An 18863-nucleotide genomic window follows, 5' to 3' on the forward strand; every position below is an offset into this window, starting at 1 on the left:
GCGTCTGGTTGGGTTAAGTCAGGTGACGCTCTAAATAAGAGAAAGAGGGATCATGTCTAACGGTAAGCCATATCACATCACGGCGGGGCACGGCCAGCAACTCGGTGCGAATTACGACGGTGAGGGCGTGAACTTTGCGCTCTTTTCAGCTCACGCTCATCGCGTGGAACTCTGCTTGTACGATCCGAGCGGCAAACAGGAGATTGCCCGCCTGGAACTGCCGGAATATACCCATGAAATCTGGCACGGCTATGTGCCAGGCCTGAAACCCGGTGCCCTCTATGGCTACCGTGTGCATGGCCCGTACGACCCGGAAAACGGCCATCGCTTCAACCCCAACAAACTGTTGGTTGACCCGTATGCGCGTGAGCTGGTTGGCGATATTGAGTGGAACGAAGCGCACTTCGCCTACGATCTGCTCCACGAAGATAAAGATTTAACCTTTGACGAGCGCGACAGCGCGCCGTTTACGCCGAAGTGCCGGGTTATCGATCCCAACGAGTTTGAGTGGCAGGATCAAAACCGGCCGAATATCGCCTGGCCGAGCGCCATCATTTACGAAACCCACGTTAAGGGTTTCACCCAGCTTAATCAGGGCATCCCGCAGGATCTGCGCGGCACCTTTGAAGGGATGGGGCACAAGGCGACGGTCGACTATATCAAGAGCCTCGGCATCACCTCCGTGGAGCTGCTGCCGGTGCACTGGTTCCCGGACGATCAGCACCTGCTCGATAAAGGGCTGCACAACTTCTGGGGCTATAACACCCTCGGTTTCTTTGCGCCTGCCTCGCGTTACTATGGCCCGCGCGGCATCCAGGGTTTCCGCGACATGGTGCGCGCCTTCCACGATGCCGGTATCGAGGTGATCCTCGACGTGGTCTATAACCACACCGCTGAAGGCAACGAACTCGGCCCGACGCTCTCCTTTAAGGGCATCGACAACTTCTCTTACTATCGCACGCTGCCGGATCAGCATCGTTACTACATCAACGATACCGGTACCGGCAACACGGTGAACACCTCCCATCCGCGCGTGCTGCAAATGGTGACGGACTCCCTGCGCTACTGGTCGGAATCGATGCATATCGACGGTTTCCGCTTCGACCTCGGCACCATTCTTGGCCGCGAGCCGGAAGGGTTTGACCAGCGCGGCGGCTTCTTCGACGCCATCACCCAGGATCCGGTGCTGTCGAAGCTGAAACTGATTGGTGAGCCGTGGGATATCGGCCCTGGTGGCTACCAGGTTGGCGGCTTCCCGCCGGGCTGGGCAGAGTGGAACGATAAATACCGCGATACGCTGCGCGAATACTGGAAGGGCGATAACGTCTCGACCGATTTCGCCGCCCGTCTGCTCGGCTCCGGCGATCTCTACGATCTGCGCGGGCGTCGCCCGTGGGCGAGCGTCAACTTCATCACCGCCCACGACGGTTTTACGCTTAACGACCTGGTGTCGTACAACGAAAAACATAACGAGGCGAACGGCGAAGATAACAACGACGGTCACAACGACAACCGCTCCTATAACTACGGCGTGGAAGGCCCGACCGACGATGAAGGCATCAATGCCGTGCGCGAGCGCCAGAAACGCAACTTCCTCGCCACGCTGCTCTTCTCCCACGGCACACCGATGCTGCTGGCGGGCGACGAATTTGGCCGCAGCCAGTCCGGGAATAACAACGGTTACTGCCAGGACAGCGAGATCTCCTGGATTCACTGGGACACCTTAAACGGCGCGAACGAAGCGCTGCGCGAGTTTACCCGCCAGGTGATTGAACTGCGCGCCGCGCAGCCGCTGCTGCGCCGGGAAAACTGGCGCGACGGGATGGAGATCAAGTGGTACAACGCCGGCGGCGGCGAGCAGCTGCCGGAGCAGTGGGAAGAGGGAACCACGCTGGGCGTCTATATTGGCCGCGCCGATCTGCAAGAGGAAGAGGGCATCTGGCACGACGTGCTGATGCTGTTCAACCCGTTTGAAGGCAACGTGCCGTTCCGCATTCCGCAGTTTGGCGAAGGCGGCTGGGTACTGGAGCTGACCACCTCCGATACGGTGAAACGCGGGATCGTTATCACCAAAGAGAAGGATTTCGAGCTGGAAGGCCGCAGCATCGCGCTGTTCCGCCGCCCGTAATAACTTCCTGTTACTCCGCACTTTTTCAGGCGCACTCGTTGCGCCTGTTTTTTTATTTCACTTTTTTAGCAATATTTCCTGCGCTCATTCGTCTACTTCATCACAGGCATTTATTCGCTAATCTGATGAGGAAGAAAAACAATGAGAGATTTTCATATGAATGAACCACAGCACGGTTTTGGTCGCCATCGCGGCGCAAAGCCGCTGATCATTGGCGCCGCGCTGTTTGTGGTACTCGGTCTGGTGGTGATGTCGCTGTGGAACGCACTGCTGCCAGCGATCCTCGGCGTGAAAAGCATCGGCTTCTGGCAGGCGCTCGGGATCCTGGTGCTGTCGCGCATTCTCTTTGGCGGTCTCGGTTTTCGCCCCGGCATGTTCGGCATGGGGCGCGCCCACCGTCGTATGCACGAGCGCTGGATGGCGATGACGCCGGAGCAGCGTGAAGAGTTTGTCGAGAAGCGCCGCGAAGGTTTTCGTCGCCACGGCCACTGCGGCTGGCACGAACGTCGCGGTGAGCCGGAGCAGCAGCGTCCGAACGCGGGTGAGCGCGATGACCCGCGTCATGACGACTGAGTCTGCACTTATCACGGCGCTGAACGCCTGCCGCTCAAAGCTGAAAGCCTTTATCCGCAGCCGCTCGCCGGTGAAAGAGGAGAGCGAAGATATCCTGCAGGAGATCAGCTGGCAGTTAATGAAGGTCGAGCAGCCGGTAGAGAATGTCGCCGCCTGGCTGTTTCGCGCCGCGCGCAATGAGATGACCGACCGGGCGCGTAAAAAGCGCGAAGTGCCATTATCGGGCCTGTTTGCTGAGGGTGATGAGGAGTCAGACTTCGTTGAAGATGAGGTAGCCGAAACGCTGTTTGGCATCGCGCAGACGCCGGAAGAGGAGTATCTGAAGGGGCTTTTGTGGGAGGAGTTGGGTCAGGCGCTGGCGGAACTGCCGGAGGCGCAGCGCGAGGTGTTCGAAAAAACCGAGTTACAGGGTTACACTTGCAAAGCCCTGGCGCAGGAGCTGGGCGTCAGCGTGCAGACTCTGCTGTCGCGCAAGCATAAAGCGGTGCTCTATCTGCGCGCGCGGATGCAGACGCTCTATGACGCGCTGACCGGGGAGTAACTGACGGCCACCAGTAAGGAGAAGGGCGTGACGGATGAGGAACTAACTCGGCTCGTGCATGACAAAAGCGACTACCGCAAGCGGCTGGATCTGATTGCCCGCCTGCAACAGGAGCAGAGTGCGCGCAGCACCGAAGCGCTGGTCACGCTGGCGAAAGAGGATTTTGTCTTCGCCGTGCGCCACGCGGCATGGGAAGCGTTAAGCGAGCGGGGCGTGGCACTCAAGGAGCCGGTGCAACGCCCGCGCTATGCGCTCTGGCTGGAGAGGGCTATGGACAAAACCGCGCGCGTAATACGATTTCTTGGCGATTTTTACTGGAAATGGATCCCGTAATTACCGCCCCCAGCGCCCCTGTAGATAGTCCACCGCCTGGCGGGTCTGCGGCTGCGCCAGGTAACCTTCGCGGAACAGGATCGTCCCCGCAATACCCGGCAGGGTTTCATTCATCTCAATCTGCTTTCTCAGCTCCGGCACGCCGCCGTCGCGCGTCCACTCTGGCTCCATTCTGGACGGCTCACCCACTTTATAGAGCGCCACGCCAATATAGAGCTTAGTGTTTGTCGGTTTCACCACCTGCGCCCACCACTTCGCCAGCACATCGTAGCGCGCGGCATCGCGGGTAAAGGGCCAGTAGATCTGCGGCGCGATATAGTCGAGCAGCCCCTGCTGCACCCAGCGACGGGTATCGGCAAAGGATTCATCATAGGCTGCCGCGCCGCGCGTCTCGGAACCTGCCGGATCGAACGAGCGGTTACGCCAGACGCCCGCCGGGCTGACGCCAAACTGCACGTTAGGATTCAGTTGCTTGATGGTGCGCGACACCTGCTCGATCAACAGCTGGGTGTTGTGCCGCCGCCAGTCGGCTTTGGCGACAAAACCTTGCCCATACTGGCGAAACGTCTGGCTGTCGTTCAGCGCTGAACTGGCCGTTTCGCTGTAGAAGTAGTCATCAAACTGCACGCCATCCACCGGGTAGCGCGCTACCACTTCCGCGACAATACTGGTGATCCAGTCGCGCACCTCCGGAATACCGGGATCAAGCACATAGCGGTCGCCCGCCGTGCGGATCCACTCCCGGTGCAGGACAAAAATCGACGCCGGGCGCAGGGAGAGGGTGCGGTTAAGCTCCGCAACCGTGGAGGGTTTGGTATTGGTCGAGACGCGGTAAGGGTTAAACCAGGCGTGGACCTTCATGCCGCGCTGGTGCGCCTCATCCAGAATAAATTGCAGCGGATCGTACCCGGGATCCTGACCAATCACCCCGGTGAGGGTATCTGACCACGGCAAAATCTTTGACGGCCATAGCGCGGTAGCGTCCGGTTTTACCTGGAAGAAGACAGTGTTAATGCCGAGGCGTTGCAGCTTATCGAGCTTCGCGGTCAGCGCCGCTTTCTGCTGCTCTGCGCGCAGCGCCGGGCTGAGGGTTACCGAGTTGATCGGCGGCCAGTCGAGACGGGAAACCGTCGCCAGCCAGATGCCGCGCATGGTTTGCGGCTGGCTCAGCCCGCCATCGGGCAGCGGCTGTTTGCTCACCGGCGGGTTCGGCGTCACAAGGGATTTTGGCGGTTTCGACGCGCAGCTGGCAAGCAGCAATGCAGCCATCAGCACGGCCATCTTTTTCAGGCGGCCTGTGCGGGTAACACAACGCGAGTGTGTGGTCATAGGTTTCTGTTTTTCAGCGAGATACGGGGCAAATACATTCTGGTCGGATTACCGGCTAAGTCAAACAATTCGGTAAGTGAATATATCTAGCGAATGCTAAAGGTCTCGTGAACACGTTTCAGGGTGCCGTCCGGCCTCTCCTCGTAACTTGTTTCACCAAAGCTATAAACGGTTTTCTTGCCGGGATGGATGAAAATTAACATCACCATCTCTTTATAGATGCAGTTTTCCGGCGCGCTGATATCGGTGAAGCAGTTGTAGTCATCAATACTGCCATCGCGGGTGCCTGTCGGCAGGCGATCGTAGCGGTCAAAGTTCATGATGATCACTACGGCCTTACCTGGGCGCACCAGCAGGGGAAACTGCTTTTGTAGCGCCGCGCGGTTGTCGCGCCACCAGTTCACTTTGCCTCTATCGCTTAACGGCAGGTTTTTCACGTAGAGCGCGCTGTCATCGGCTCTGATCGCCTGCGGCGTGCGCAGAAACAGCCACGCCAGCCAGACCACACCGATAAGTAACAGCAGTGCCGCCGTTTTCTTCACCATATCCTGACCCTCTCCCTGTGATGTGAAGTGGCATTCTCACCCGCCCGCGCCTGATGTCAATCGCGGCGGCACACTTCTTGCTTTAGTGAGCCTACGGTTTTCTGGAGAAGGGTGTGCGATGACGCTTTCAGCTCTCGATTTTGTGCTCGCCTCGCGGCGCAGCGAAATCACCGGCCTGCAACAGCTGTTGCAGATGGGCAAGCTGGTCGGCGCGGTGAGCCAGCTTATTCATTTGCTGCAACGTGAGCGCGGTACGGCCAATATTTTTCTCTGCTCGCAGGGGAAAACATGGGGCGGGCGGCTGCGCGAGCGGGCAGAGCAGGTAGAGCACGCCGCACAGGCGGTGCATCAGCAGCTGGCAACGCTCGATCAGGAGGGGCTGGCGCGGGGCAACGCCGCGCGGCTTTTTAGCCGCATCGCCAGCGTGCTGCACAGCCTGAGCACGCTGCCGCCGCTGCGCGAGCAGGTGCAGCAGCTCGCCATTGCCCAGCCGGAAGCGATGCAGCGCTACAACGAGGTGATCCGCTGCCATCTGGCGCTGATCGTGGAAACTGCCGACACCTCCGGCGATCCCAGCGTCTCGCGCGCGCTGCTGGCGCTGTTCAGCTTTATGCAGGGCAAAGAGCTGGCCGGGCAGGAGCGGGCGCTGGTGGCGGCAGGCTTTACCATTGGTTCGGTTGATGAGTCAGCGAGCCAGCAACTGGTGGAGCTGATTGATGCCCAGGAGCGCTGCTTTCACACCTTCAGCGAGTTTGCCGATGCCACAAGCCTCGCCCTGTGGCAGCAACAGCAGCAGGAGGAGAGCCGCGAGCTGGAGCGCTTTCGCCGCCTCGCCTGTAGCCGCACGCTGCCGCCGGGCGAGCCAACGGAGGCCGCACTGCGCTGGTTTGAGGTCACCACAATGCGTATCGATGCCATGAAACATATTGAAGATGCGCTGGAAAAAGGGGTGATGCAGTGTTGTCGCCAGCGTATTGCTGCGGCACAGCGCGACGCCGAGCAGCAGCGCCAGGAGATCGCCCAGCTGCCGCAGGCTGAGGAACACTTTACGGCGCTGATCCCGCCGCAACTGAGCCGCGCGGTGCTGGAGCTGGTTGAGCAGCAGTCCCGCCAGTTGCAGGCGCTGGATGCGGAACTCGCCGGGCTGCGCGCCACCCTTGCCGAGCGCAAGCTGGTGGAGCGGGCGAAAAGCCTGCTGATGCAGCACCACGCGATGAGCGAGCCGCAGGCGCACAAAACCCTGCGCGAGATGGCGATGCAGCAGAACAAGAAGCTGGCGGAGATCGCCGATGCGATGCTCTCCGTCGCCGCCGTAATGGGTAAAAAACCCACCTAACCCCAAAGGAGTAGCTGCACCGCAGGTGTGCATTTCGCCGCCCGTTGCGGTGCAAATTTTGTGAGCCAAATCGCTAATCCCCTGTTTTTACAGGCATCAGAAACCTGGCACACATTCTGCTTATCTCATTTAAGAAGGTGCTGGCTAATGGCGGCCAGCATCACTTCCCGGATAAAGGCGTCCGTTAGCGTTCAGGAGACTGAGCGCTAACCGGACGCTTTTTTTTTGCCCCTTTTCAAATGACAGGATGCCGCAATGACGCAAGACGATGACAACACCGTGAGTAAACTTTCGCGCCGCCGCTTTCTGGCGGGCAGCGCGGCGCTGGGCGGCAGCCTGCTGATCCCGGGCCTGATGAACAGCGTGTGGGCGGCAGGTTCAGACGCGCCGGAGAAGAAGACCCTGCGCGTCGGCTTTATCCCGCTCACCGACTGCGCGCCGGTGGTGATGGCGGCGGTGAAGAAGTTTGATGAGAAGTACGGCATCACCATTATCCCGAGTAAAGAGTCGAGCTGGGCCTCGGTGCGCGACAAGCTGCTCTCCGGCGAACTCGATGCCGCCCATGTGCTTTACGGCATGGTCTACGGCTTGCAACTCGGCGTCTCTGGCCCACAGCGCGAGATGGCGGTGCTGATGACCCTCAACAACAACGGTCAGGCGATCACCTTATCGAACCAGTTGAAAGCAGCGGGCGTTACCGATGGCGCATCGCTGAAAAAGGTGATTGCCGCCAGCCCGCAGGGCACCTACACATTTGCGCAGACCTTCCCGAGCGGCACCCACGCCATGTGGCTCTACTACTGGCTGGCGAATGCCGGGATCGATCCCTTTGCCGATGTGCGCAATGTCGTGGTGCCGCCGCCGCAGATGGTGGTGAACATGAAGATTGGCAATATGAGCGGCTTCTGCGTTGGCGAGCCGTGGAACCAGCGCGCCATTCTCGACGGCATCGGCTTTACCGCCGCCACCAGCCAGCAGATCTGGCCCGATCACCCGGAAAAAGTGCTCGGCACTACCTCGGCGTGGGTCTCGGCAAACGGCAATGCGGCGCGCGCCCTGACCGCCGCAGTGTTGGAGGCCTCGCGCTGGATCGACGCCTCCGATGAAAACCGCCGCGAAACGGCAAAAACCATCGCCGCGCGCGCCTATATCAACACCGCCGTTGAGACCATCGAAGGCCGGATGCTCGGCCACTATGAAGGCGGATTAGGGAAGAGGTGGCAGGACGCCCATGCGATGCGCTTCTTCAACGATGGCGCGGTCAGCTACCCGTGGCTCTCCGACGGCATCTGGTTTCTGACTCAGCAAAAACGCTGGGGCCTGCTGAAAAGCGATCCCGACTACCTCGCCGTCGCGCGCCAGATCAACCGCAGCGACCTCTACAAACAGGCCGCGACGGCGGTGGGCGGCATCAGCGTGCCCACCAGCCAAATGCGCAGCAGCACCCTGATTGACGGGAAAGTGTGGGACGGCAGCGATCCTGCGGCCTACGCCAACAGTTTTGCCATCCACCGCTAAGTGAGGCCAAGAATGTCTGTGAATACCCAACCGAAAGTGATCCCGCTGGAGCCAACGCCGCAGAGCGCGGCGATTGTGCCGCTGAAAGCCGCCGCGCCACAGGCTGCACCTAAAGTGGCGAAACGCGCGCCGGTAAACCGCCTGCGCAAGATGATGCAGCGCGTTATTAGCGCCGCGATCCCCGGCCTGCTCGGCGCAGTTGTGCTGATCGCCCTCTGGCAGGTGGCAGCGCTCAACAGCAAAGGCTTTCCGACACCGCTGCAAACCTGGGAAGCGGCGAAAACCCTCTTCGCCGAGCCGTTTTATATCGACGGGCCGAATGATATGGGCATTGGCTGGAACGTGCTCGCCTCCCTTGAGCGCGTGGCGCTCGGCTTTGGTCTGGCGGCGCTGGTCGGCATTCCCGTCGGCTTTCTGATTGGCCGTTTTCGCTTTATCGCCCGCATGTTTGGCCCGCTGATCGCGCTGCTGCGCCCGGTCAGCCCGCTGGCCTGGCTGCCGATTGGCCTGCTGCTGTTTCAGCGCGCCGAACCGGCCTCGACATGGACGATTTTTATCTGCTCCATCTGGCCGATGATCCTCAACACCGCCGAAGGGGTGATGCGTATTCCGCAGGATTACCTCAACGTCGCGCGCGTTTTGAAGCTCAGCGAATTCACCGTGATGCGCAAAATCCTCTTTCCCGCCGTGCTGCCACACATCCTCACCGGCGTGCGCTTATCGATCGGTATCGCCTGGCTGGTGATTGTCGCTGCCGAAATGCTGACCGGCGGCGTCGGCATCGGCTTCTGGATCTGGAATGAGTGGAACAACCTCAATGTGCAAAACATCATCATCGCCATTCTGCTGATTGGCGTGGTGGGGATGGCGCTGGAGCAGGGGCTGATGGCCATTGCCCGCCGTTTTAGCTACGACACTCGTCGGGAGTCATAAATGAAAAAGAGACACGCCATTATCCGGGTCGAAAACGTGACCCAAACCTTTGCCACCGCCAGCGGGCCGTTTGTCGCCCTTGATGATGTCAGCTTTACCATCGCCCAGGGGGAGACGGTCAGCCTGATTGGCCACTCCGGCTGCGGGAAGTCAACGCTCTTAAACCTGATTGCCGGGCTGAGCCGCCCGACACAGGGGGTGCTGCTGTGTGATAACCAGGAGATCGTCGGCCCCGGCCCCGAACGCGGGGTGGTGTTTCAAAACCACTCCCTGCTGCCGTGGCTGACGGCAGCGGAGAATGTCGCGCTGGCGGTACACCAGGTGTTTAAAGGCGAGATGAGCAAAAGCGAGATGCAGGCGTGGATCGCCCACAACCTTGAACTGGTGCATATGGGGCATGCGATGCATAAGCGCCCCAGCGAGATCTCCGGCGGCATGAAGCAGCGTGTCGGCATTGCCCGCGCGCTGGCGATGAAGCCCAAAGTGCTGCTGATGGATGAGCCTTTCGGCGCACTCGATGCCCTGACGCGCGCCCATTTGCAGGATGCGGTGATGGAGATCCAGACCCAGCTCAACACCACCATTGTGCTGATCACCCATGACGTCGACGAAGCGGTGCTGCTCTCTGACCGGGTAATGATGATGACCAACGGCCCGGCGGCGAAAGTGGGCGAGGTGCTGGAGGTCACACTGCCGCGTCCGCGCTCACGGCTGGCGCTGGCTAACGATGCGCAGTTTCATCACTACCGCCAGCAGGTGCTGCACTTCCTGCATGAAAAACATAAAGCCGTGGCCTGAGGAATATGCCGATGGAGAAACCGCGTCTGATAGTGATTGGCAACGGCATGGCGGGTGCGCGGCTGGTCGCACAGCTCTGCGAACGCGCGCCTGGCCGCTTTCATATTGTGCTGATCGATGAGGAGGCGAGAGCGGCCTATAACCGCATTCTGCTGACGCCGGTGCTGGCGGGCGAGAAAACCTTCGATGAGATCGTGATGCATGACGAGGCCTGGTATGCCCGCCACGGTGTGACGCGGCTTGCGGGGCAGCCGGTGACGGCGATCGATCGCGCCGCCCGCACCGTGTGCGTTGGCGGGGAATCACTCGCTTACGACCAGTTGGTGATCGCCACCGGATCGCGCCCCTTTATGCCGCCGCTTGCCGGCATCGATCTACCTGGCGTCTACGCCTTTCGCCAGCAGGCGGATGTTGAGGCGATGCTGAGCCAGCTCAGCGCCAAAGAGACGGCGGTGGTGCTGGGCGGCGGGGTGCTGGGAATTGAAGCCGCGGCGGCGCTGGCGCAGCGCGGTATTCACAGCGTGATTGTGCATCGCGGCCCGCACCTGATGGATCAACAGCTGGATGCGCACGCGGCAACGCTGCTGCAAGCGAGCCTCAACGCACGCGGCATCGACACGCTGCTGGCGGCAGAGACGCGCGCCTGCTGCGCCGATGCGCAGGGGCGACTTAGCGCGGTGGAGTTGCAGGATGGACGGCAGATCCCGGCGCAGGGCGTGGTGGTCTGCGCTGGGGTGCGGCCCAATATCGCCCTCGCGCAGGCTGCCGGGCTGGCGTGCGATCGCGGCATTCTGGTGGATGGACACTTGCGTACTGACGATGCGGCGATTTCAGCGATCGGCGAGTGCTGCCAGTTCGGTGAGATCACCTTCGGGTTGGTGGCACCTTGCTGGCGGCAGGCGGAGACCCTTGCCGCCAGGCTTGTTGGTGAAGCGGGCGCGCCGTTCGCGCTTGAAGAGGTGCCGCTGCGCCTGAAAGTGAGCGGCCTCGATCTCTACTGCGCCGGGGCGCGCGACGGCGATGCGGTTTACACCGCGACCGATCCGTTTACCGGCGATTACCGCCGCCTGGTGATAAGCAATAACCAGCTGCGCGGCGTGCTGCTGTGGGGCGATATCAGCGACGGGCCGGGGTACTTCGCCCGGCTTACTACCCCCGGCCAGCCGAGCCTCTTTGCCCCTGAAGAGGATCTTTCCCCCATTCTGAACCAGCCGTTATCCACTGAGGTAGCGAGGAGCGATGTGATGTCAAAACCTGTTTTAGTTGTCGCCGGACACGGCATGGTCGGCCACCACTTTCTGCAACAGCTGGTGGAGCGTGAACTGCATCTGCGCTACCAGGTGATTGTCTTTGCCGAGGAGTCGGTACCGGCCTATGACCGCGTGCATCTCTCCGCCTGGTTTTCCGGGCGCAGCGCCGCGTCGCTGTCGATGGTCGAAGAGGGCTTTTTCGAGGCCACCGGCATTGAGCTGCGCCTGAATCAGGGGATTACGCAGATCGACCTTCAGCACCGTTTTGTCGTCGATAAGCTCGGTCGCCAGACGGCCTGGGATCGGCTAGTGCTGGCCACCGGTTCATCGCCGTTTGTTCCGCCGATCCCAGGTAACGACGCACCAGGCTGCCTGGTCTACCGTACCCTCGACGACCTGGTGGCGATCAAAGCCTGTGCCGAGGAGGGCAAGCGTGGCGTGGTAGTCGGCGGCGGCCTGCTGGGGCTGGAAGCGGCGAACGCGCTGCAAAACCTCGGCCTGCAAACCCATGTGGTGGAGTTTGCGCCGCGGTTGATGGGCGTACAACTGGATGAGGGCGGGGCGGCGATGCTGCGGCGCAAAATCGAAGCCCTTGGCGTGCAGGTGCATACCGGCAAAGAGACGCGCGAAATCGTCGCCGGAGAGACCAGCCGCTATCGCATGAACTTTGCCGATGGCAGCTTTCTTGAAACCGATCTGGTGCTCTTCTCGGCAGGCATTCGCCCGCGCGATAACCTGGCGCGCGACTGCGGGCTGGCAATTGGGCCGCGCGGCGGCATTGTGATTGATGACCAGTGCCGCACCTCCGATCCGGACGTCTTCGCCATCGGCGAGTGCGCGCTGTGGAATGGGCAGATTTTCGGCCTCGTCGCGCCAGGTTATCAGATGGCGCGCACGCTGGCGGAGACACTGGCGGACGGTGAAGCGGCATTTACCGGCGCGGATATGAGCACCAAGCTGAAGCTGCTTGGCGTTGAAGTGGCGTCGATTGGCGATGCCCACGGCCGCACGCCGGGGAGTGAGAGCTACAGCTGGGTTGATGGCCCGGCTGAGATCTACAAAAAAATCGTCGTCTCAGAGGATGGCAAAAAGCTGCTTGGTGCGGTGCTGATTGGTGACAGCGAGTCTTACAGCGCGCTGTTGCAGATGATGCTCAATGATATGCCGCTGCCCGCGCGGCCCGAGACGCTGATCCTGCCTGCCAGCAGTGGGGAAGCAGCGCCAACGCTCGGCGTTGCGGCGTTGCCCGACAGCGCGCAGATCTGCTCCTGTCATAACGTCAGCAAAGCAGATATCTGTGCGGCAGTGAACAGCGGCAGTGCCGATATGGCAGCGATCAAATCCTGCACCAAAGCGGCGACCGGCTGCGGCGGCTGCGCAGCGCTCACCAAGCAGGTGATGGAGTTCGCGCTTGAAGAGATGGGCGTCGAAGTGAAAAAGGATCTCTGCGAACACTTCCCGTACTCGCGCCAGCAGATCTACCACCTGGTGCGGGTGGGCAATATCCGCACCTTTGACGAACTGCTGGCGAAACATGGGCGCGGCCACGGGTGCGAGATCTGCAAACCGCTGGTCGGCTCGGTGCTCGCCTCCTGCTGGAACGAGTACCTGCTGAAGCCGCAACACCTGCCGTTGCAGGATACCAACGACCGCTTTTTTGCCAATATCCAGAAAGATGGCACCTACTCGGTGGTGCCGCGCATTCCCGCAGGGGAAATCACGCCGGACGGGCTAATTGCCATCGGGCAGATTGCGCGGCGCTATAACCTCTATACCAAGATCACCGGCGGCCAGCGCGTCGACCTGTTTGGCGCGCGCCTCGAACAGCTGCCGGAGATTTGGCAGCAACTGGTTGAAGCCGGTTTTGAGACCGGGCACGCCTATGGCAAATCCCTGCGCACGGTGAAATCCTGCGTCGGATCCAGCTGGTGCCGCTACGGTGTGCAGGACTCCACCGCGCTGGCGCTGCAACTGGAGCACCGTTACAAAGGGCTACGCTCGCCGCACAAAATCAAGATGGCGGTCTCCGGCTGCACCCGCGAATGCGCCGAAGCGCAGAGTAAGGATGTTGGCGTGATCGCCACCGAAAAGGGCTGGAACCTCTATGTCTGCGGCAATGGCGGCATGAAGCCGCGCCACGCCGATCTGCTGGCGCAGGATCTGAGCACTGAGGCGTTAATCCGCACCGTCGATCGCTTTTTAATGTTCTACATCCGCACCGCCGACCGCCTGCAACGCACCAGCACCTGGATGGATAATCTCGACGGCGGCATGGCTTACCTGCGCGAGGTGGTGCTGGAGGATAGCCTGAACATCGCCGCCGAGCTGGAGAGCGAGATGCAGACGGTGATCGACGCTTATCAGTGTGAATGGCAAACCACGCTCTCGGACCCGGATCGGCTGGCGCTGTTCCGCCCGTTTGTCAACAGCAATCAGCCCGATGAGGGAGTGGTGATGGTGCCGGAGCGCCAGCAGATCCGCCCGGCAACCGCGCAGGAGCGCGCCGCGCTGCCTTCTTCTGGACACAACCCGCTGCCGCAGGGCTGGGTCGATCTCTGCGCATTATCGGAGATCCCGCACCATGCGGGGATGGCGGCACGGCTCGGTCATCAGCAAATCGCGCTCTTCCATCTGCCGGATCACCCGCAGCAGGTGTTTGCCCTCAGCAACCATGAACCGGATAGCGAGGCGAATGTACTGGCGCGCGGGCTGCTGGGGGACGTTAACGGTGAACCGGTGGTGATTTCGCCGCTCTATAAGCAGCGTTTTCGCCTGCGCGATGGCCGCAGCCTCGATGATGAGCAGACCGCGCTCAGCGTCTGGCCGGTGAAAGTGGAGGGCGGGCGCGTGTGGGTGCTGGCGCAGCCGCAAAGCGTCGCGGCAGGGCGCGAACAGCGCATCGCCACGGTGAGCCTGTGACGGGCGCGGCGGTTTCTACCACCTGCGCTTACTGCGGCGTCGGGTGCGGAGTACGTATGCAGGCTGAAGGGCAAGGGTTTAGCGCCCAGGGCGATACGTTGCACCCGGCGAACCACGGGCGGCTCTGCGTGAAAGGCAGCGCGCTGGGTGAAACGCTGGATCTCACCGGGCGACTGTTGCAGCCAGAGATCGACCAGCAGCCGGTAAGCTGGGAGCGCGCGCTGGATGCGGTGGCGGAAGGGTTGCAGCGGGTGATTGCGCAGTTCGGCCCGCAGGCGGTGGCCTTTTATGGCTCCGGCCAGTTGCTGACGGAGGATTACTATGTCGCCAATAAGCTGATGAAAGGCTTTATCGGCAGTGGAAACATGGATACCAACTCGCGCCTCTGTATGGCCTCGGCGGTGGTGGGCTATAAACGGGCCTTTGGTGCCGATGCGGTGCCGTGCAGCTATGAGGATCTGGAACTTGCAGAGTGCGTGATCCTCACCGGCTCAAACACTGCCTGGGCGCACCCGGTAGTTTACCAGCGGCTGATGAGAGCCAAACAGGCGCGCCCGGAGATGCGCATTATCGTTATCGACCCGCGCATCACCGCCACCTGCGATCTCGCCGACCTCCACCTGCCGCTGCGCCCCGGCAGCGATGCGGCGCTGTTTTGCGGCGCACTCCATTTTATGGCGCAGCAGGGCAAGCTCGACCGGGAGTTTCTCAATCATTACACCACTGGCGCAGCGCAGACGCTGGCGGCGGTCGAGGAGTGGACGCCTGAGCGCACCGCTGACTATTGCCAGCTGCCGCAGGAAGCGCTGCTGGCCTTTTACCAGATGATTGCCGCCAGCGGTACGCTGGTGACGCTCTACTCAATGGGCATCAATCAATCCACTTCCGGCGTTGATAAGTGCAATGCCATTATCAACCTCCACCTGGCAACGGGGAAAATCGGCCGTGCAGGCTGCGGGCCGTTTTCGATAACCGGTCAGCCAAATGCCATGGGCGGGCGGGAAGTGGGTGGGCTGGCAAACCAGCTGGCTTCACATATGGGCTTCTCGCCGCAGGAGGTCGACCGCGTAGGGCGCTTCTGGAAGAGTGACAACGTCACAAAAAGTCCCGGACTGAATGCCGTCGAACTCTTTCGCGCCGTGGAAAAGGGCGAGATAAAAGCGGTGTGGATTATGGGTACTAACCCGCTGGTCTCGCTGCCGGATGCCGATCGGGTGCGCGCCGGGCTGGCACGCTGCGAGCTGGTGATTGTTTCGGACGTGATGCGCGACACCGATACCACTCGCGCAGCGCATATCCGCCTGCCAGCGCTGGCGTGGGGCGAGAAAAACGGCACCGTTACCAACTCTGAGCGCTGCATTTCCCGCCAGCGCGCCTTTTTACCACCGCCGGGCGAGGCACGCGCCGACTGGTGGATCGTAAGCCAGGTGGCGCAGCGCATGGGGTTTGCCGACGCCTTTAGCTGGCAGCACCCGGCGGAGATCTTTTGCGAACATGCCGCGCTGTCGGGGTTTGAAAATGAGGGCACGCGGGCGTTTGATATCAGCGGCCTCGCGACGCTCACCCGCCAGCAGTGGGACGATCTTAAGCCCATTCAGTGGCCGGTGAATGGGCTGCATCCCCACGGCACGGCGCGCTTGTTTACCGATAACCGCTTCTTTTTTGCCGATGAGAAGGCACGCCTGATTGCCGTAACGCCGCGTCTGCCCGCCAACCCGCCGACGCCGCACTGGCCGCTGGTAATGAACACCGGGCGCATCCGCGATCAGTGGCACACCATGACGCGCAGCGCTAAATCCCCCCGGCTGATGCAGCACATCAGCGAACCGTTTTGCCAGTTTCACCCCGACGATGCGCCGCAGATCGGCGCAGACGATCTTGTGCGTGTTTCATCAACTCACGGCTGGCTGCTGCTGCGCGCGCAGCCGGATGCGCTGCAACCGCGCGGCAGGGTGTTTGTGCCGATGCACTGGAACAGCACCTTCAGCCAGCAGGCGCGGGTCGATGCGCTGATTGCCGCCGAGACCGATCCCCTTTCCGGTCAGCCGGAGAGCAAACAGATGCCGGTTAATATTCAGCGCTGGCAGGCCGCCTGGCAGGGCGAACTCTTTCTGCGTGAAGATACGCTTTCAGCGCCGAAAACCGCCTACTGGAGCCGCATTACTCAGCCCGGCGTCACGCACTTTGCGCTGGCCGACAGTGCGTGGCCAACATCGTGGATGGCGTGGCTGCGCGAGCATTTTCTGGCCGACGCGTGGCTGTGCCAGCCTGCCACTCTTGGCAGCGACGGCTTTAATCTGCTCGCCTGGGCGGATGGCGAACTGCAACTGGCCTTTTACGCGCACCGCCAGCGCCCGCAGCCGGACCGGGCAGCGGTGATCGCCGCATTTGCCCAACCGCCGCAAAACGCCGCACAACGGCTGGCATTGCTGGCCGGGCGCAGCGCCAGCGGCAAAGCGCCTGCCGGTGCGACAATCTGTAGCTGTTTTGCTGTCGGTGAGCGGGCGATCAGCGAGGCGATTCAGTCAGGGTGCAACAGCGTTTCGCGCCTTGGTGAAAAGCTTAAGTGCGGCACTAACTGCGGCTCCTGTATTCCCGAACTGAAAAGGTTGATTGCCCGCCCGCAGTGACGCGCGTCTGCTATCTTTTGAAGGCATAAACTGCTTTCAGGAGAAGCACTATGTCAGCCAGTCAACCGCTTCGTTTCGCCATCAATTTAGGCAATGCCGTGCTTGCCCGCCAGACCGGGGCGGGTGAACCTGCCGGGATCACCGTAGAACTTGCCCGGCGGATTGCCGCCGATATGGCAAAAGAGGCGCAATTTATTACCTATCCGACCGCCGGAAAAGTGGTGGAGGATGCAGAGAACGGCGTCTGGGATATCGCTTTCCTCGCCGTCGATCCGAAACGCGAAGAGACATTACGTTTCACCCAGCCCTATATCACTATTCAGGGCACGGCGCTGGTAAAGGCGCAAAGCCCGTGGCAGAGCGTGGCGCAGATGGATAAACCCGGCGTGGTGATAAACGTCGGCAGGGGCGCGGCGTACGATCTCTACTTAACCCGCGAGCTTGATCACGCCACGCTTAATCGACTGAGTTCATCGCAGGCGGCGATTGAAGCCTTTCTACATGGTGAGGGCGATATGGTCGCCGGGATCCGCCAACCCCTGGAGCAAACGGCGGCAGAACATCCCGGCTACCGCGTGCTGGAGGATGATTTTATGCAGATTGCCCAGGCGATTTGTCTGCCGCGCCAGCAGGATGCGCTCTATCACACGGTAGTGGAGAAGCTGACGCGCTGGCAGACAGAAGGGGTGGTTAAAGAGATAATCGATAGCGAACTGATTGCCTCGAATAATTCAGTAACCCAATGAATGACATCACCATTGCGACAGCCCGCACCGGGCATCTCGCCGCGCTAAGAGAGATTGAACTCGCCGCTTTTGAAACGCTGCGGGCCGCCGGGGCGGTAAGCGGTGAACCGGCGGCAACCAGCCTTGAAGATCTCGAACATTTATCCCGCGAAGGAGTGCTGTTGGTGGCGTTGACTGCCGACCAACAGCCGGTCGGCTTTGCCGGGGCGCAGATCGAGGATCACTGGCTGCATATCGCCGAAATGGATGTTCACCCGGCGTGGCAGCGCAAGGGGATTGGTCGCCAGCTGCTGCGGGCGCTGCTGAGCGCAGGAGAGAGGCGCGGTTTAGCGGGCGCGTCGCTGACCACCGATCGCTATGCGCCATTCAACGCCGCGTTTTACGCCTCACTGGGGTTTGAGCCGATCAAAGAGGAGGCGCTTTCGCCACGGCTTAAAAGCCTGATTGGCGCAGAAGCGGCAAGCGGACTTGATGCAAGCCGGCGGATTGCGATGCAGCGTTGTTACTAAAACGCAGGCGAAAAAAATGCCCTCACGGGAGGGCAGCAGAGTCAAAATACTATTTTTTCTTTTAGTACATCATCAGTTTGCTCAGTCACGAGCGGGTCTTGATTAGGCAGGAGACACCGTCAAGACAAGAGTAAATATCGCATAAAAATAGTATCCATCAACAATAATTGCCTACCATAATTAATGGTTTTGCAATGATCTGAGATTTATCTGTGCTCAAAAAGCGCGTTCTCTCATACTTTTTTACATTGATAAACAATCTGTTATCTTCACAGGCTTCACGTCACGATCTCCACCTCGGGCTGCCCGGCGCCGCTATTCCAGCTAAACAGCACCAGATGCCAGAGACCCGGCGCTTTGCGCGAAGGGTCAATTAAACCCGCCGCACCCAACGTTTCCAGCTGCTGGCGCACGCGCCAGGAGGAGGGCGTGCCGCCTGCGGCTACAATCTCCTGCCACGGCGCAACGGCATCAGCGAGATCGATACCGGCGGCCGTTAAGGCAGCAGCGTTGCGTAAATCGAAAATGCGGGCGGCCTGAACGCGCAGTTGAATGATCTCCTGCTGCGCGCTGCGGTTCGCTTTATGCGCCTGCATCGCCGCGTCGACGCCCTCGGGCGAGGAACTCAGGTAGAGCGTCGGTTGATCGGCCCGCGAATATCTGCCCGCATTTCGCGACCCCGCCAGTGCCAGATCGCGGTAAGCAGGATCGATTGCCCGGTAAAAAATGCCACTGATGGTGGTAAGCGTTGGCAGCATGATGAACTCCATGAAAA

At 60.8% G+C, this 18863-nt stretch carries 15 protein-coding genes; 12 read left to right on the forward strand and 3 right to left on the reverse strand.

What is annotated here, in order from left to right:
* Window positions 1-52: 52 nt before the first annotated feature.
* The 4 genes from glgX to SOM48_RS13135 all read left to right on the forward strand — a co-directional run bounded on the left by glgX (window position 53) and on the right by SOM48_RS13135 (window position 3575).
* Complete coding sequence (gene glgX, locus SOM48_RS13120) at window positions 53-2128, forward strand: glycogen debranching protein GlgX (protein ID WP_054803601.1); 2076 nt, start codon at window positions 53-55, stop codon at window positions 2126-2128.
* Between the two features lie 141 nt (window positions 2129-2269).
* Entirely contained in the window at window positions 2270-2701 is a 432-nt protein-coding gene (locus SOM48_RS13125) for a hypothetical protein (protein WP_054803600.1), read from the forward strand.
* Window positions 2691-3242 carry an RNA polymerase sigma factor gene (locus SOM48_RS13130; protein ID WP_288881174.1) on the forward strand — a complete coding sequence of 184 codons (552 nt, stop codon included), beginning with the start codon at window positions 2691-2693 and terminating at the stop codon, window positions 3240-3242. Before SOM48_RS13125 ends, SOM48_RS13130 begins: the two co-directional genes overlap by 11 nt.
* 27 nt (window positions 3243-3269) lie before the next feature.
* Window positions 3270-3575 (forward strand): hypothetical protein, encoded by a 306-nt coding sequence (locus SOM48_RS13135; protein WP_315082392.1) that lies wholly within the window; start codon window positions 3270-3272, stop codon window positions 3573-3575.
* Here the strand turns inward: SOM48_RS13135 and SOM48_RS13140 are convergent, their stop codons facing one another.
* Both SOM48_RS13140 and SOM48_RS13145 read right to left on the reverse strand, forming a co-directional pair.
* Entirely contained in the window at window positions 3576-4904 is a 1329-nt protein-coding gene (locus SOM48_RS13140; RefSeq protein WP_312478467.1) for a glycoside hydrolase family 10-like protein, read from the reverse strand.
* Window positions 4905-4990: 86 nt separating this feature from the next.
* Window positions 4991-5449 carry a DUF943 family protein gene (locus tag SOM48_RS13145; RefSeq protein ID WP_320512099.1) on the reverse strand — a complete coding sequence of 153 codons (459 nt, stop codon included), beginning with the start codon at window positions 5447-5449 and terminating at the stop codon, window positions 4991-4993.
* A gap of 118 nt (window positions 5450-5567) precedes the next feature.
* On the opposite strand from SOM48_RS13145, the gene SOM48_RS13150 reads away from it, so the two are divergent.
* From SOM48_RS13150 to SOM48_RS13185, 8 genes are all read left to right on the forward strand, one after another.
* A complete protein-coding gene (locus SOM48_RS13150; protein WP_320512101.1) occupies window positions 5568-6785 on the forward strand; it encodes a nitrate- and nitrite sensing domain-containing protein in 1218 nt (405 codons plus the stop codon).
* 255 nt (window positions 6786-7040) lie between these two features.
* Window positions 7041-8303 (forward strand): CmpA/NrtA family ABC transporter substrate-binding protein, encoded by a 1263-nt coding sequence (locus SOM48_RS13155; protein WP_320512103.1) that lies wholly within the window; start codon window positions 7041-7043, stop codon window positions 8301-8303.
* A gap of 12 nt (window positions 8304-8315) precedes the next feature.
* Window positions 8316-9236, forward strand: coding sequence for a nitrate ABC transporter permease (gene ntrB / locus SOM48_RS13160; RefSeq protein WP_289744000.1), 921 nt, complete (start codon window positions 8316-8318; stop codon window positions 9234-9236).
* Complete coding sequence (locus tag SOM48_RS13165; protein WP_320512107.1) at window positions 9237-10034, forward strand: ABC transporter ATP-binding protein; 798 nt, start codon at window positions 9237-9239, stop codon at window positions 10032-10034.
* Window positions 10035-10045: 11 nt separating this feature from the next.
* On the forward strand, window positions 10046-14203 hold the full coding sequence (gene nirB, locus SOM48_RS13170) for a nitrite reductase large subunit NirB (protein WP_320512108.1): 4158 nt from the start codon (window positions 10046-10048) through the stop codon (window positions 14201-14203).
* Complete coding sequence (locus SOM48_RS13175) at window positions 14200-16833, forward strand: nitrate reductase (protein WP_320512109.1); 2634 nt, start codon at window positions 14200-14202, stop codon at window positions 16831-16833. Before nirB ends, SOM48_RS13175 begins: the two co-directional genes overlap by 4 nt.
* A 50-nt stretch (window positions 16834-16883) precedes the next feature.
* Window positions 16884-17579: a transporter substrate-binding domain-containing protein gene (locus SOM48_RS13180; protein WP_320512110.1), complete on the forward strand. Its 696-nt coding sequence runs from the start codon at window positions 16884-16886 to the stop codon at window positions 17577-17579.
* The gene (locus SOM48_RS13185; protein WP_320512111.1) at window positions 17576-18088 is read left to right on the forward strand and encodes a GNAT family N-acetyltransferase; all 513 of its coding nucleotides are present in this window, start codon (window positions 17576-17578) and stop codon (window positions 18086-18088) included. The genes SOM48_RS13180 and SOM48_RS13185 overlap by 4 nt, the downstream gene beginning before the upstream one ends.
* Before the next feature lie 278 nt (window positions 18089-18366).
* Here SOM48_RS13185 and SOM48_RS13190 read toward each other — a convergent pair whose 3' ends face one another.
* Entirely contained in the window at window positions 18367-18846 is a 480-nt protein-coding gene (locus tag SOM48_RS13190) for an RES family NAD+ phosphorylase (RefSeq protein WP_128482944.1), read from the reverse strand.
* Window positions 18847-18863: the final 17 nt, after the last annotated feature.

It is taken from the genome of Kosakonia sp. CFBP8986, assembly GCF_034044935.1.
GTDB lineage: Bacteria > Pseudomonadota > Gammaproteobacteria > Enterobacterales > Enterobacteriaceae > Kosakonia > Kosakonia cowanii.

Excerpts from the sequence above, each read along its gene's own strand:
- glgX (WP_054803601.1), top strand. The coding sequence starts at position 53 with ATGTCTAACGGTAAGCCATATCACATCACGGCGGGGCACGGCCAGCAA.
- SOM48_RS13125 (WP_054803600.1), top strand. The coding sequence starts at position 2,270 with ATGAGAGATTTTCATATGAATGAACCACAGCACGGTTTTGGTCGCCAT.
- SOM48_RS13130 (WP_288881174.1), top strand. The coding sequence starts at position 2,691 with ATGACGACTGAGTCTGCACTTATCACGGCGCTGAACGCCTGCCGCTCA.
- SOM48_RS13140 (WP_312478467.1), bottom strand. The coding sequence starts at position 4,904 with ATGACCACACACTCGCGTTGTGTTACCCGCACAGGCCGCCTGAAAAAG.
- SOM48_RS13145 (WP_320512099.1), bottom strand. The coding sequence starts at position 5,449 with ATGGTGAAGAAAACGGCGGCACTGCTGTTACTTATCGGTGTGGTCTGG.
- SOM48_RS13150 (WP_320512101.1), top strand. The coding sequence starts at position 5,568 with ATGACGCTTTCAGCTCTCGATTTTGTGCTCGCCTCGCGGCGCAGCGAA.
- SOM48_RS13155 (WP_320512103.1), top strand. The coding sequence starts at position 7,041 with ATGACGCAAGACGATGACAACACCGTGAGTAAACTTTCGCGCCGCCGC.
- ntrB (WP_289744000.1), top strand. The coding sequence starts at position 8,316 with ATGTCTGTGAATACCCAACCGAAAGTGATCCCGCTGGAGCCAACGCCG.
- SOM48_RS13165 (WP_320512107.1), top strand. The coding sequence starts at position 9,237 with ATGAAAAAGAGACACGCCATTATCCGGGTCGAAAACGTGACCCAAACC.
- nirB (WP_320512108.1), top strand. The coding sequence starts at position 10,046 with ATGGAGAAACCGCGTCTGATAGTGATTGGCAACGGCATGGCGGGTGCG.
- SOM48_RS13180 (WP_320512110.1), top strand. The coding sequence starts at position 16,884 with ATGTCAGCCAGTCAACCGCTTCGTTTCGCCATCAATTTAGGCAATGCC.
- SOM48_RS13185 (WP_320512111.1), top strand. The coding sequence starts at position 17,576 with ATGAATGACATCACCATTGCGACAGCCCGCACCGGGCATCTCGCCGCG.
- SOM48_RS13190 (WP_128482944.1), bottom strand. The coding sequence starts at position 18,846 with ATGCTGCCAACGCTTACCACCATCAGTGGCATTTTTTACCGGGCAATC.